Consider the following 12,912-nt stretch of genomic DNA (forward strand, 5'->3'; position numbering starts at 1 on the left):
GCTCCTAGCGGTGCTCCGCCCAGGCGGCTCGTGACAGTTGAGTGTCGATATGGCGCACCTCCTCTCCGCGCGCAAGGCAAAGGCGATAAGAGCTGCCAATCTCGATGAATCCGAGCTTTTTCTGGATGGCGAGCGAGGCCTTGTTGAAGTGGAAGACCCCGGAATCGAGCCTGGCGGCGCCGGTGGTCTCGAAATACCAGTCGAGCGCTGAGCGCACCGCCTCGCTCATCAGCCCGCGGTTCCAGAACGGCTGAGCCAGCCAGTAGCCGATGACGGTGCCCTGCGCATCGTCGTGGAAGCCGACATGGCCGATCAGCCCCTCGCCATCGAGATCAATGGTGAAGCCGGTTTCTCCGGCAGGAAAACCAGGGCTCCAGGTGCGCAGCCAGGCCTTGGCGTCAGCGAGACGATAGGGGTAGGGCACGCGGCTCAGATTGCCCGAGACGGCGAAATTGTCGAGGAACCGGGCGAGGCGCGCGGCATCGCTCATGACTGGCTGGCGCAGGGTGAGGCGAGCGGTCTTCAGCGTCACGTCCACTTGGGCTGCTCCAACGTCAGGTACAAGGTGGGCTTGCCGGCGCAATTGCCCAGCGTCTCGATGGCTTCGCCAGTGCGCTGGAAGCCCGCCTTTTCGAGGACGCTCAGGGAGCCCGAATTGCTGGCAAGCGCCCGCGCCCCGATGCGGGGGAAGAGCCGGGTGGCGAAGGCCGCATCGATCAGCGCCTTGACCGCCTCGCTCATATAGCCCTTGCCCCAATGCGGTTCGCCCAGCCAGTAGCCGAGTTCGGGCGATGCACCGGGCCGGAAGGTGAAGCCGACCACGCCGATGAGCTGGTCGTTGAGGGTGATGGCATAGGGCCGTTCGTCCGGACGCTGGGCGAAAATCTCTACAAAGGCGATGCCGTCCGCCCGGGTATAGGGGTTGGGCAGGCGGGCCAGCACCTCATAAATCCGCTTGTTGTCGGCGAGCTTGACCAGGTCGGGCACGTCGCCGCGGATCGGGGCGCGTAAGGCGAGCCGTGCCGTCTCGATGCGGAGCGGCAGGGCGTCTCGCTGGCGACGGGCGGCGAGCTTGGCGGTGGCTTCGGCGAGGGCTTTGGCCTGCGCGGCCGGGCCCATGACCTTGGGACGCCGCCGCAAGCTGATCTCCGTGTCGCGATCCTTGTCCATCACGCAATCCTTCGCTGGGTTTCCGGTGTCAGCTGCCGCTCTTCGGTCCAGACGATCACTTCGCCATCGCGGAGCGCGCGATAGCGGAGGCCGCGGGCAGAAAGATGACGCGCGGCCCGCTCGGCGGCGTGCGTCTCCGGGTGCGGCGAGCGATAGTGCGGAACGATGGCGTGGTCGATCAGACCCAGCCCGTCCCAGACGACCTCGCCCGAGTAGCCGGATGGCAGTTCGGCCGGATCATCAATCAGGTGAATGCCCTCGAGCGAGGGGGCCGCCACCACCGCGCCGGCGGAAAAACCGCCATAGACGATGGCATCGGCATCGAGCAAATCGACAATGATGTCGTCAAAGCCCGAAAGCTGCATGGCGCGGCGGAGAACGAAGGCGTTGCCACCGGTGACCCAGACAAGGTCGAACTGGCTCAGATGGGTGCGCAAGGCTGCGGCGCGGCCGAAATAGTGGCGGAGATCGAGCAGTTCGGCGCTGATCCCGAGCGAGGCAAGCTCCGCTGCGGGGTCATAGACGTCGGTTCGGTAGAGATCGCGCGCCGTGGCGGAAACGTTATCGAGCGCGTTCTCGATGATCGCGGCGCGCTTGCCGTCGCCTAACATTGCGAGCAGCGTGCCGGCGCGATCGCCGATCCGGTAGGAACTCAGGTACAGTCTCATTTTCAGCTGCCCTCACAGTGAAAAAGACAAAAGGGGAACCGGATTCCGGCTCCCCTTGTCAGTTTGACTGTGCGGCGCTGTTGCTAGTCGCCGATCCTGTCAACACCTTGCCGGGGAGCTGGTCTCCGGCAGGGGTTGCTAGGCCACACCGGGTTATTCTGCTGCTTCTGCTGCCGGTACGACCGACACGTAGACTTTGGAATTGGCGCGGGTTTTGAAGGTCACTTTGCCTTCGACAACTGCGAAGATGGTATGGTCGATGCCCATACCGACACCGGTGCCGGGATGCCATTTGGTGCCGCGTTGGCGGATGATGATGTTGCCCGGAATTGCAGCTTCGCCGCCGAACTTCTTGACGCCAAGGCGTCGGCCAGCGGTATCACGACCGTTGCGGGAGGAACCGCCTGCTTTCTTGTGTGCCATGGTTGTCGCTCCTTATTCGGCGTCAGACTTGGAGGCTGCCTTCTTGGCAGCCGGCTTCTTGGCGGCGGGCTTTTCAGCCGCTGCCTCTGCGGTCTTCTTGGTTGCAGCCTTGGCCTTGGCGGGCGCCTTTTCGGCAGCCGGAGCCTCGGTCACGGCAGAAGTCTTCTTGACAGCGGCCTTCTTGGGGGCAGCCGGGGCAGCGGCAGCCTTGGGAGCGGCAGCAGTGCCCTTGGGGGTCTGCACATAGGGCATGGCCAGCAGGGCTGCGGCAGCAGCGCGCTTTTCGCCACGGGCCTTGGCAATCTCGTCGACCTGGGTGGTCACTGCGGCGCCACCGGTCAGGATCTCGGTGATGCGAACGGTCGACAGGCGCTGACGATGGCCGTTACGGCGATCGTAGTGCTGACGGCGTTCCTTCTTCAGGATGATGACGGTACGCTCTTTTTCGGTGGCGATGAACTGGCCAGCGACCAGAGCGCCAGCAACCAGCGGCGCACCGATGGTCACGCTGTCGCCATCACCCACCATCAGCACCTGGTCAAAGGTGACCACGTCGCCGGGCTGGGCGTCGAGCTTTTCAATCTTCACCACGTCATTGGCGGCAACCTTGTATTGCTTGCCACCGGTCTTGATCACTGCAAACGTCATCATTGTTCCGGGAACTCCCGGACCCCTTGTTATCGCGCCCTGTGGCGCCGCAGGCGATGCCTGATCCTGCGGCTTCAAAAGAGGTGCTGATCGGAGTGATCAGCGGCGGCCTCGGACAGCGGTTGAAACAAACCAAAAATGCGCGCCACAGATGCGGCACGCAGGTCGAGCGGCCTTATCGTGGCAAACGGGAACAGAGTCAAGGTCGAAGCGATGGTTCGGGCGCGTCGCGTTCAATGTGGCCGCACGGCGATCAGGCGGGTGCGGATATCGGCGGCGCTGGCGGCCTCGGCGGCGAGGACCTGGGGCTTGTGCGAGGTCTGCCAGGCGGCCAGTGACCATTCTGGGCTCGTGGCCGCAACGGTGATCGTCGGCAGGTAGGCGTAGGCTTCATGCAGCTCGACGTCGATCATCGCGGCGATGACCTCACGGCGATACTCCTCGCCCTCAAAGGCATCGAGCAGATCGCGCTCGAATGGGCTTAAATCGGTCAGTAGCAGCCCTTCGGCGGCGGCGCCCGGCGCGCGGATCAATGCGGGGTAGACCCGGTTGGGATAGTGCACGGCGCGAAAGCCTGGGGCGCGGGCATGGAGCGCACCATCGGGCCTGAGCGGCCGGTTCAGCACCGCCGAAAGCAGGTCCGGATCGCGCAGGGTGCCATAGGCAAACAGCGGCAGGGCGGGGGAAGTGGAACTCATTGCAGCGGGGCCCGGCAAAGACAGTTGCAGCTTGCCTGTTGCTATGCCATACACCGCCCCGTCTCGACCAGCCGCTAAGCAACGGCCCGATCTCGCGGAGAGGTGGCAGAGTGGTCGAATGCACCGCACTCGAAATGCGGCGTGGGGGCAACTCCACCGGGGGTTCGAATCCCTCCCTCTCCGCCACTAAACCCTTGATATCAATGGTGTTTTTGGTCTCCGTAGGGAGCTTCAGCTAACCCTCGGAAAGGTCGCGTCTATTCGTCGTGGTGTTCACACGAACCCAACTGAAGACGGCCAATTCGGAGCCCAAAATCGTGATACAGTCGGGCCATTCTCTAATGGCCTATTTCGCACTTGGCATTAGGGCGCTTCACTCCACCACCGGTTTGCGCTGAGTGACGACCGGTGAGCAGTCGGTTCGTAGTCATTCTCCAAAGGTCCGCTGTTGGCCCGAAGCGAACCTAGCTAGAATGTCGCTTTGCTTTGACTCAGCCAGAAATGCCGTGCTGACCGTGGAGGACGACGGCGTCGGTCGGGGCACCGGGGTTGCAACGGGGACCGGTTTGGGAAGTCGCATCGTAAAGGCGATGGCACAGTCCATATCTGGCGATATTGAGTAGCTCGACAGACGTCTAGGCCCGAGCGCCAGGTTGATTTTTACACTCGCAGCTACATGATATTTAGTATCAAGGGCTGTCTTTGGCGGATATCAATTCGCGGAGGTGATGCGATCTTGAGTCCGAAACGGTTTCGCGCGGGTGAAGCTTGGGAGTCTGGACGTATCTAGGGGGCGCTCTGCACAAAAATGACAGCTTTCGAAGCGCTGCGGCGGACTGCAATAAGCATGGCAACTGCTGCTGCACTTGTGCCAGCGGCGCTTCCCTCCTTCGTATCGGCCCAAGAAGGGTCAGCGGGGATCACCGAGCCAGTCACCTTCCCTGCCTTTGACCCGGGTGCTCCGCCGTGCAGCCCGCCGGTCGGTCTCAAACAACTGCTCGCCTATGTTCAGGAAAACGACCGGCAGTTTCTTGAGGGTGTAAATTATGGGCTGTCATTGGCGGCTTCCGATCGTGGCCTTGAATACCGGCGGGTGTTGGCCGAAAGCGATGCTCCCAAGGCGGCTGCCGAAATACGATCCTTGCTCGAAGACAAGGTAGGAGCGCTGATCGCCACGTCGTCCAACCCTGCGATAGTGAGCAAGGATCTTCAGAGTGTGATCTGGTCCGGGGCGTTTGTTGGCACCATCGTTCCGCCGCCCGCGACACTTTTGCTGAACGCACCACAATATGAAACCGGCAAGGTGCTGGCGGATGCGGCTATTGCCTATATCCAGAGCACGCTTGGAGGGCACGCCAAGGTCGTACTTTTGACCCAGGACAGCATGCAGTATCTGGCACCTCGTTTTTCAGCGATGCGGGACGAGCTTAGCGCCTTACCCGGCGTGACCATTGTTGCCGACATCGCTCCCCAGCCGGTTGACGAGCAAGGCGGCTACGACACGATGAATACGGTGCTGCTGGCGTTCCCCGACGTCGATGTCGTCCTAGGCGGCGATGCCGTTGTGCTGGGTGCATTGAGAGCATTGCGCGATGCCGGCAAAGACCGTCCCAACCAGTTTTTGGGCGGGATTGATGGTGAACCGCAAGCGGTCGCTGAGATCAAAAAGGGCGACAGCCCATATAAGGCAAGCATCGCGCTTTCCTCGCCGGTCTTTGGCTACGCGATGGGGCAATACGGGGCGGACTGGCTGCTAGGGCGCAGCGTGCCGCAGGCCATGGATATCCTGCCGATTGCACTCACGAAGGACAACCTGGCGTCCTATGAAGCGGACCTGGCAGATCCTGCCGCCGTGTTCCACGATCCGGTGCGCCGCGCCTCCTATCTGCGGATGTACGGAAACATCTGCTACGATACCCGAGACCAGTACGTGAACTTCCCTTGGTCTTCCGAAGCAGGACACTAACTGGCCGGAGTTCGGGCTAGCAACCTTCGTGCGTAGTCGGCCGTTCCTAAACCCAACGGGGAATGGGTTATGGCGAATGAAGCTACCGGAAAACAACGAGTGTTTGGGCCCGAAGAGCGGGAGGGCAAGTGGTGGCTGTTTGCCTATGTTGGTGGGCTCCAGAAGGAATGGGGCCCCTACGCCTCGGAATCCTTTGCCAATGGCGCTCGGAACGGCCTTGAGAAGCTATTCGCAGAGCAGGATACGTTCAGAAAACGCAGCAGCTAGAGGGGCGACTGAAACGGGCAGAATATGGACTTGTCTGCCGTTTCGTTTGCCACTGCGTGAGACCTTAAAGATCGCACTGTTTGCCCTACTGCGTCGTCCGGTTGACGCTCTTCAGTCGCAGGAATGAAAGCTAGTCCGCATCCAAAAGCTCCCGTTGGGTCTTTCCAAAGTCTGGGAATGCGGTCCAGGGAATATCTATTGTGTCGGTAAGGCGGCTTGTATCGGATCCTCGACCACTGTCGGCACCATGAGCCTGGTGCCGATCATCAGCGCGTGCTGGTCCTCCGCAGTTGCTATGGGATTAGCGTCAAGGGGTTTCCAAGCTGAAACCTCGGTTCCTGTTGACGCTCCCGAGACCGAGTGAGCCAAACAGGTGGTTTGCGGCAGATCAAAGCCGCACATTTCGATGAATGACCAAATGCCGTGCCCAAAGGCGTTCAGCGCACCGTCAGTTCGCGCGACTAGCAGGCGGGGAGGGCACAGGCGAGCTACTCCGGCGCGCCCATCGCTGTCATTTATGGAACGGTACAAAACTATGAAACGTCGCGATTTGCTAAAGGGTGTAGCCGCTGGTGTCGCTGCTCTTCCGTTTGGACCGTTGCAATCGCAGGCAGCTGCCGCGACAGAACTAGTTGGCCAGAAGTCTCTTTCAATTCTGAGCCGTTCGATTGAAGTGAATGGCAAGTCAGCCAAGGTGTTCGGTTTGGTGGGACCAAATCAGGCGCCCGGCCTGCGCTTGATGGCCGGAACCGATTTCAATGTCCTGCTCCAAAACCAGACCTCAGAGCCGAGCATTATCCACTGGCACGGCCTGACGCCGCCTTGGCCCAGCGATGGAGTCGCCGCTGCCCCTCTGCCTTTGATCGATGCGCGCGAGAATCGCGCATTCAGATTCCCGCTCGACCGACCCGGCACTCACTGGATGCATGCCCACACCCTTCAAGAGCAGGCGTTATTGGCGGCGCCGTTGATTGTTGAGGATCCGGCAGACGCGGGACTCGACGAACAGGAGGTTGTGGTCCTGCTGCATGACTTCTCGTTCCAGTCCGCAGACGAGCTACTGGCTCAACTGAACGGTGGCAAAGCCATGGGAGGGATGGACATGTCGGGGGGCTCAACGAAGGGTATAGACATGTCCGGTGGCGGCATGGTGATGGACCTAAACGACATCGAATATGATGCCTATCTTGCCAACGACCGGACGCTCGACGATCCGGAGGTTGTGACGACCGAAATTGGCGGCCGCGTGCGCCTGCGGATCATAAACGGCGCTGCTGCAACGGCGTTCACCATCGATCTGGGATTACTCACCGGCAGCCTTGTCGCTGTCGATGGACAGCCGATCATTCCGATCGCCGGTACCACGTTCCCAATCACCATGGGCCAGCGTTTGGATATTCGGGTTCAGCTGCTGCGAGATGCTGCCGTCTTCCCTATCCTGGCGCTACGCGAAGGCGGGCCGCAGAGGACTGGCATCGTGCTTAAGTCAGGTGATGCGTCCTTAGCAAAGCTATCGGGCACTGCAAACGCCGATGGACCCGTCCTCGATTTGCTGCTCGAAAGTCAGCTGCGTGCGGCCTCGCCGCTTCATGCAAGCGCGGCGACAAGGAAGTTCGGGCTGATGCTGAATGGTGACATGGCGGCCTACCGCTGGGCGCTGTCATCGGATGAGCCGATCTTGGTCGACTTGGGTGACCGTGTAGAGATTACGATGCAGAACATGTCCATGATGGCGCACCCTATGCACCTGCACGGGCATCACTTTCAGGTCGTCGCAATCGATGGGCAGCGCTTTCCTGGTGCGCTGCGTGACACAGTGCTGGTGCCCCCGATGCGGTCCGTGACTATAGCGGTTGACGCAATGAACCCAGGTCAATGGGCATTCCACTGCCACCACCTCTACCACATGGTATCTGGCATGATGACGACGTTTGCCTATAGGGCATAGCGTGTCGAAAGTCTGGACTTACAAATCCTTGGGCTTGCTGCCCCCGATGGGCCACACACTCGGCATACGCTAGACCGATGAATTGGCGCACTAGCCACTAGCTTGCTGTATCCTCCCCGGGGGGATAAGAGACGACATGAAACATCACTCCCATCCCGACATTTCCAAGCGCCTAAAGCGAGCTCATGGGCACCTTGCCTCGGTTATCGAGATGATCGATACGGGGCGGCCATGTATCGATCTTGCGCAGCAGCTCTTCGCCGTCGAAAGCGCGATCACCAACGCTAAGCGGGAGTTAATCCACGACCATATGGAGCACTGCCTCGGCGATGGCATCGGTGCCGGTGAGATGACATCCGAGGCCGCCTTGGCCGAGTTTAAGACCTTGGCCAAGTTCCTATGAGACCAAATGTGCTGCGTACCATTCTGGACTGGTTCGGTTTTGGCCCCGATGGGCACAGTACCCAAGGACCGGGCGGACATGGCCACAAACACGGTCGCGACGACGGGGACCATGGCCACACTCACGGCGTCATTGACGCAACGATTGCAACGACGGCCGAGGGCATCAACGCCATCAAATGGTCGTTCGTCATCCTTGCCGCAACGGCGATTATGCAGCTCGTCGTCGTCTACTTGTCCGCAAGTGTCGCGCTCCTTGCCGACACCATTCACAACCTAGGGGATGCCACGACCGCCATCCCGCTCTGGATCGCGTTCGTGTTGGCCCGCCGCCCTGCAACCAAAGTCTTCAACTACGGCCTCGGCCGGGTAGAGGACCTTGCCGGTATCGCAATCGTACTCATCATTCTGTTCAGTGCGATCGTCGCCGGCTACGAGTCGATCGATCATCTCGTCAATCCGCGCCCGGTGGCGCACCTCGGCTGGCTGATCGGCGCTGGCGTTGTCGGCTTTGTGGGCAACGAAATCGTCGCCGTACTACGCATCCGCACTGGCCGGCGCATCAACTCTGCAGCGCTGATCGCTGACGGCTATCATGCCCGCACCGACGGGTTGACCAGCCTCGCAGTCGTCGTGGGCGCAATCGGCGTCTGGATGGGTTTTCCGCTTGCCGATCCCATCATCGGCCTTCTCATCACAGTGGCCATCTTCGGAATCGTCTGGCAGTCGGCGCGCTCCGTGGTGACGCGCCTGCTCGATGGGATCGAGCCAGGGACGTTGGACGAAATCCAGCAAGCTGCAGCCCACGTAAAGGGTATCGATAGGGTGGTCGACGCGAAGGCACGCTGGATCGGCCACAAACTACATGTCCAAGTGACGATCGCGCTCGACGAGGGCATCTTCCTTGCGACCGCCAACACGATTGCCGACCAACTTCGGCACGAGCTTCAGGACCACCTCCCGGCACTGGCCGAGGCTAGCATTTTGTTCGCATCCTCGGTCGAAGGCAGCGGCCATCACCATGCCCCCGATCCTGTGCCGGTCTCGACTAAGCTCGCCAACGGCCTGTTGCAAATTGTCGACACTCCTGATGGTGAGCGGATGCGGCTGCGCGTGTCACGCCATGCCGAAGGGCTCATCGCCAGCGTGAACATCGAGCGTTCGGGCGGTCGGACCGAGATACTGGACCTGCATCCGGTCGGCGACGACCACCACCTGCTGCAGAGCCGGATCGCCCCTGAAGAGCCGCATGAGTTTAGCGCACGGCTTCGGCTCGCCGCTGGCGCCGAGCGTGAGGAAATTGCCTTCGCTATGACCGAACCTGCAGGGCATCACCACTAGCAATTTTCGGGTACTTGGTCGGTGTAAAGTGCCGCCTTGCAAGGCCAGTGCTGGCGTCTGGTCGTCGAGGCAGAGGGCCAAATGGTACGGCTCAACTGGCCGACAAGCGCCGAGGTCATTTCTGCGATCCATATCAGCAATCAGGTTATCGCCTGTGTGCGAAAGTCCCCTCTAGAGTCCGGTTCTGGGCGCGAAGCGGACCCAAGAACCGACCGCCTAGAGGAAGGGTTCGGTCGCAAACTGGCGGTGGAGTAGGGCCGCTCGGTGGACGCGACATGGACCGATAAGCCAACGAGATCAATAAGTTAGAGACTGATCGGGCCGGAAATTCGCTAGACATTTCCGAGGGTTAGGAAGCTCAACTCCATCGCCAGTTCGAGTCTATCTCTCTCCGCCACTAACTCATTGATATTACAGGTCTTTTTGGTCTTTCGAGGGTGCCGCAGCTAACCCTCGGGAAGGTCGCGTCTATTCGCCGTGGCTGTCACGCGAACCCAACTGGAGACCGCTAATACACCCCCACAATTCGCGATGCACTCGGGGTGTTCTCTAATGGGCCAGTTGGCACTTGGCATTGGGGTGCTTCATTCCACCACCGGTTCGCTGGCGGACTACATGCTAGGCTGCAGTCGGCTTGAGGGGCTGCTTCTGGCCCCAAGCAGCCCCTCAACGAGGGCATGGCCGCAAGGCTTTGTCCTGGACGACCATGCTGGCTGCGCGCCTCTGCCAAAGCGTTAGGAGCTCCTTGAGCCGAGCGTCAGGGAAAGCAGTTTCGGCCTCTTCGAGCTCCTGCAGCACCACGTACTCGAACTGCCCCGATCCATGCGCCTCCCAGGACGTCTGCATCTGCTTGTCCAAATGCGTTCCGAGCTGTAGTGCGAACCAGATGTGGTTTCGCTGCTTGTCGAGGCTGCGGGTTTTCCCAAGCCAGACCTCGCCAGTGGCAAGGCAACGAACGGCGTAGATACCCATCGCCTGCTTCCGCTCCTTGTAAGTCCGGACTGCCAGTTTTCGATCCTCGGCATTCATTGCTCGGTCCTTTGTTTGCGGTTCTGAGGTCGAAGGCGGGGGGCATCACGCGACCTTAAAGAGCCCCCATTCCATGTCACGCGGTTGCCTCGCCAGGAGTGCGGCCATGACCATGACCACGAGGCAGTCTGCGATCGGCGCCGCGAACCAGATTCCGTTTTCGCCAAAGAGAATAGGCAGCAGAAACGTCAGGGGAACGGCGAAGAGATAGGTGCGGGACAAGGCGAGAATGGCCGACCCCTTGGCGTCGCCGATGCTCTGCAGATACCCCGTGATGATCATCGCCGGGCCGAAGGTGACATAGAGCGCGACGTAGGGGGGCAGGATGCGGGCGATGGCGGCAACCACCACCGGGTCGGCAACGAATAGCCATCCGAGACTGCCGCTGAAGGCCACGAGGATGATCTCGATGGCGCAGGCGTAACCAAAGCTCAGGAGCAATGCGAGCTTGAGGCTTGCATTGGAGCGGGCCCACAGCCCGGCGCCGTAGTTGTTTCCCACCATCGCCTGCAGCGCGAGGCTGATGCCGAGGAGTGGAAAATAGGCGAAGGACAGGATGCGGGTCAGGACGCCGTAGGCGGCAATCGAGGCGTCGGTGTCCTGCCCACCGAAGACTCTCAGGGCCGCTATGATCGCGGCCGCTCCAAGTGAGATGCCGAGGAAGCTGAGGCTCCGGGGCAATCCAAGCTCAAGAATTTCACGCCACTGCGCGCGCCATGCGAGCAGGGCGATAAACGGGGTTGAAAGGACAGCCTTCCCGGAGCGACGGTACAAAAGGATTGCCAGGAGGGCCAGCAGCTGTGCGAGGCCAGTGCCGAGGGCGGAGCCCGCCACTCCGAGCCCGAACCACACGATCAGAGCGTAGTTGAACGCCACATTGGCGATCGAGACGGCAAGGCCCGTCGCCGCCATGAAGCCCACCCGTCCCTCGACCCGCAGCGCGTCCGAATGAACCGCCAGCAGGAACACAGCGGGGGAGAAGAATATCCAGATGCCGATAAAAACCTGTCCCATTCCCGCGGTCTCTGTTGATCCGCCCGCGATCAGTCCGGCGACGGGCCCACCCACCGCCACGAACAGCGCGATCAGGGCGAGGCTGATTGTCAGTGATAGGCCGTGCGCACCGGCGAAGACCCGACGGGCCTCATCCAGCTTGCCGCCTCCAATCAGACGGCCGAGGACGCTCGACATCCCAGTCGAGACCATGGTCACCAGCGCGACCAGCAGCATGGTGAAAGGAAACATCAGCGTCACGGCTTCGAGCGCGTTGGGGCCGACGAAGGCCCCTAGAAAGATCGCATCGACCACACTCAAGAGGCCGCTGATGCTAGTCAGAGCAATGATCGGGATGGCCGTTCGAACGAACATGCGCGGAATGGAACCACTGGTGTAGGGGTTGGCTGGAAGACGGTTCGACATGGGATGCTCCTCGGTTGCAAAGTGAGCTTCGCCAAGATCGCATCGGACGTCCTGAGCGCTTCCTGAAACTTTTCTGAAGTCGCGACCCGAAATCAGAAAACTCTCAGAAGCGGCTCAGGAGTTGGATCGGGTGTTCAGATACCGAGGCTCGGCGCTGCGCTAAGGCGGTGCTGAAGCCCAGGAACCCCGAACATGTCCCCCATTGTCATTCTCAAGCGCCTCGCACTCGCGGCGATCACCGGCGCCCTCATCCTCCCAGCTTACGCTGCGGACGCAGCGCCCGCTCTTCGTGAACTTCCGAGCTTCTCGAAAATCGATATCTTTCCTCCTTGACCGCCAGAATAGCGGTCGGCGGCAAACAGGAACTTCACGTGGAGGGCGCCAGCGATCGCGAGCTGGAAAGGCTGCGCCTTGAGGTCGTCGACGGCACCCTGCGTGCCTGGATGGACCGCGACTTCCTCGACTACTTCGCACCCGTGAAACCCGCTTTTGCGATCGTGATCACGGTGCCTCAATTGACCGCCCTGGCTGTCGATGCCGAGTCGGCAGTCATTGCTTCGGCAATGTCTGGCGATGTCGTTTCCCTCACAGTCGGCAGTCAGTCCAACCTTGCGGTAAGGGGTATCAAGGCCCGAACCGTCCAGATCGATGCGTCAAGCGGTGCATCCCTGACAGTCGACGGCGCATGCGAGCGCAACTACGTCCAGATCTCGAGTGCCGCGTCCATTTCGGGCCAGGGCTTAGCCTGTGTCGATGTCAGGGTCGTGGCCTCAAGCGGAAGCCACGCCATTCTTTTCGCGAGCCGGGCCGCGGTGGCTGACGCCTCGAGCGGCGCACACATTGAACTATTCGGACATCCCACGTCGGTGGATGAACAAGAGCAGAGCGACGGCGATGTCGACGTCCAGCGATGACCCCAAGAGAAGGAATCGA

The 12,912-nt window shown here is 61.0% G+C and carries 15 protein-coding genes and 1 tRNA gene; 8 read left to right on the top strand and 8 right to left on the bottom strand.

The annotated features are described in order from the left end of the window. Positions 1-4 precede the first annotated feature (4 nt). The 6 genes from ACO06J_RS18070 to ACO06J_RS18095 all read right to left on the bottom strand — a co-directional run bounded on the left by ACO06J_RS18070 (position 5) and on the right by ACO06J_RS18095 (position 3,607). Positions 5-538 (bottom strand): GNAT family N-acetyltransferase, encoded by a 534-nt coding sequence (locus ACO06J_RS18070; protein WP_421762103.1) that lies wholly within the window; start codon positions 536-538, stop codon positions 5-7. Beyond that, the gene (locus ACO06J_RS18075; protein ID WP_421762104.1) at positions 529-1,170 is read right to left on the bottom strand and encodes a GNAT family N-acetyltransferase; all 642 of its coding nucleotides are present in this window, start codon (positions 1,168-1,170) and stop codon (positions 529-531) included. Before ACO06J_RS18075 ends, ACO06J_RS18070 begins: the two co-directional genes overlap by 10 nt. Then, positions 1,170-1,838 carry a Type 1 glutamine amidotransferase-like domain-containing protein gene (locus ACO06J_RS18080; RefSeq protein ID WP_421762105.1) on the bottom strand — a complete coding sequence of 223 codons (669 nt, stop codon included), beginning with the start codon at positions 1,836-1,838 and terminating at the stop codon, positions 1,170-1,172. Before ACO06J_RS18080 ends, ACO06J_RS18075 begins: the two co-directional genes overlap by 1 nt. Positions 1,839-1,991: 153 nt before the next feature. Beyond that, positions 1,992-2,261, bottom strand: coding sequence for a 50S ribosomal protein L27 (rpmA, locus tag ACO06J_RS18085; protein ID WP_421762106.1), 270 nt, complete (start codon positions 2,259-2,261; stop codon positions 1,992-1,994). 12 nt (positions 2,262-2,273) lie between these two features. Further along, complete coding sequence (gene rplU, locus ACO06J_RS18090) at positions 2,274-2,912, bottom strand: 50S ribosomal protein L21 (protein WP_421762107.1); 639 nt, start codon at positions 2,910-2,912, stop codon at positions 2,274-2,276. 230 nt (positions 2,913-3,142) lie between these two features. Beyond that, entirely contained in the window at positions 3,143-3,607 is a 465-nt protein-coding gene (locus ACO06J_RS18095; protein ID WP_421762108.1) for a gamma-glutamylcyclotransferase family protein, read from the bottom strand. A 96-nt stretch (positions 3,608-3,703) separates the two neighbouring features. On the opposite strand from ACO06J_RS18095, the gene ACO06J_RS18100 reads away from it, so the two are divergent. The 6 genes from ACO06J_RS18100 to ACO06J_RS18125 all read left to right on the top strand — a co-directional run bounded on the left by ACO06J_RS18100 (position 3,704) and on the right by ACO06J_RS18125 (position 9,531). Next, positions 3,704-3,793: transfer RNA gene (locus ACO06J_RS18100), tRNA-Ser, on the top strand. Positions 3,794-4,415: 622 nt separating this feature from the next. Further along, positions 4,416-5,573, top strand: a complete 1,158-nt coding sequence (locus ACO06J_RS18105; protein WP_421762109.1) for a sugar ABC transporter substrate-binding protein — start codon at positions 4,416-4,418, stop codon at positions 5,571-5,573. A 69-nt stretch (positions 5,574-5,642) separates the two neighbouring features. Further along, the gene (locus tag ACO06J_RS18110; RefSeq protein ID WP_421762110.1) at positions 5,643-5,840 is read left to right on the top strand and encodes a hypothetical protein; all 198 of its coding nucleotides are present in this window, start codon (positions 5,643-5,645) and stop codon (positions 5,838-5,840) included. Between the two features lie 535 nt (positions 5,841-6,375). After that, positions 6,376-7,788 (top strand): multicopper oxidase family protein, encoded by a 1,413-nt coding sequence (locus tag ACO06J_RS18115; protein ID WP_421762111.1) that lies wholly within the window; start codon positions 6,376-6,378, stop codon positions 7,786-7,788. 136 nt (positions 7,789-7,924) lie between these two features. Continuing rightward, positions 7,925-8,191, top strand: coding sequence for a metal-sensing transcriptional repressor (locus tag ACO06J_RS18120; RefSeq protein ID WP_421762112.1), 267 nt, complete (start codon positions 7,925-7,927; stop codon positions 8,189-8,191). Between the two features lie 8 nt (positions 8,192-8,199). Continuing rightward, positions 8,200-9,531, top strand: coding sequence for a cation diffusion facilitator family transporter (locus tag ACO06J_RS18125; RefSeq protein WP_421762113.1), 1,332 nt, complete (start codon positions 8,200-8,202; stop codon positions 9,529-9,531). Positions 9,532-10,197: 666 nt separating this feature from the next. Here the strand turns inward: ACO06J_RS18125 and ACO06J_RS18130 are convergent. Further along, positions 10,198-10,560, bottom strand: coding sequence for a GIY-YIG nuclease family protein (locus tag ACO06J_RS18130; RefSeq protein WP_421762114.1), 363 nt, complete (start codon positions 10,558-10,560; stop codon positions 10,198-10,200). 45 nt (positions 10,561-10,605) lie between these two features. After that, the gene (locus ACO06J_RS18135; RefSeq protein WP_421762115.1) at positions 10,606-11,979 is read right to left on the bottom strand and encodes an MATE family efflux transporter; all 1,374 of its coding nucleotides are present in this window, start codon (positions 11,977-11,979) and stop codon (positions 10,606-10,608) included. Positions 11,980-12,171: 192 nt separating this feature from the next. On the opposite strand from ACO06J_RS18135, the gene ACO06J_RS18140 reads away from it, so the two are divergent. Together ACO06J_RS18140 and ACO06J_RS18145 are read left to right on the top strand one after the other, a co-directional pair. Further along, positions 12,172-12,312, top strand: coding sequence for a hypothetical protein (locus ACO06J_RS18140; RefSeq protein WP_421762116.1), 141 nt, complete (start codon positions 12,172-12,174; stop codon positions 12,310-12,312). Next, complete coding sequence (locus tag ACO06J_RS18145; RefSeq protein WP_421762117.1) at positions 12,309-12,893, top strand: GIN domain-containing protein; 585 nt, start codon at positions 12,309-12,311, stop codon at positions 12,891-12,893. The genes ACO06J_RS18140 and ACO06J_RS18145 overlap by 4 nt, the downstream gene beginning before the upstream one ends. The last annotated feature ends 19 nt before the right edge of the window (positions 12,894-12,912 follow it).

The sequence above is a fragment of the Devosia sp. genome, assembly GCF_965229025.1.
GTDB lineage: Bacteria > Pseudomonadota > Alphaproteobacteria > Rhizobiales > Devosiaceae > Devosia_A.

Coding starts and splice junctions, on each gene's coding strand:
- ACO06J_RS18115 (WP_421762111.1), top strand. CDS start 6,376: ATGAAACGTCGCGATTTGCTAAAGGGTGTAGCCGCTGGTGTCGCTGCT.
- ACO06J_RS18075 (WP_421762104.1), bottom strand. CDS start 1,170: ATGGACAAGGATCGCGACACGGAGATCAGCTTGCGGCGGCGTCCCAAG.
- ACO06J_RS18110 (WP_421762110.1), top strand. CDS start 5,643: ATGGCGAATGAAGCTACCGGAAAACAACGAGTGTTTGGGCCCGAAGAG.
- ACO06J_RS18130 (WP_421762114.1), bottom strand. CDS start 10,560: ATGAATGCCGAGGATCGAAAACTGGCAGTCCGGACTTACAAGGAGCGG.
- ACO06J_RS18105 (WP_421762109.1), top strand. CDS start 4,416: ATGACAGCTTTCGAAGCGCTGCGGCGGACTGCAATAAGCATGGCAACT.
- ACO06J_RS18080 (WP_421762105.1), bottom strand. CDS start 1,838: ATGAGACTGTACCTGAGTTCCTACCGGATCGGCGATCGCGCCGGCACG.
- rplU (WP_421762107.1), bottom strand. CDS start 2,912: ATGATGACGTTTGCAGTGATCAAGACCGGTGGCAAGCAATACAAGGTT.
- rpmA (WP_421762106.1), bottom strand. CDS start 2,261: ATGGCACACAAGAAAGCAGGCGGTTCCTCCCGCAACGGTCGTGATACC.
- ACO06J_RS18140 (WP_421762116.1), top strand. CDS start 12,172: ATGTCCCCCATTGTCATTCTCAAGCGCCTCGCACTCGCGGCGATCACC.
- ACO06J_RS18095 (WP_421762108.1), bottom strand. CDS start 3,607: ATGAGTTCCACTTCCCCCGCCCTGCCGCTGTTTGCCTATGGCACCCTG.
- ACO06J_RS18120 (WP_421762112.1), top strand. CDS start 7,925: ATGAAACATCACTCCCATCCCGACATTTCCAAGCGCCTAAAGCGAGCT.
- ACO06J_RS18135 (WP_421762115.1), bottom strand. CDS start 11,979: ATGTCGAACCGTCTTCCAGCCAACCCCTACACCAGTGGTTCCATTCCG.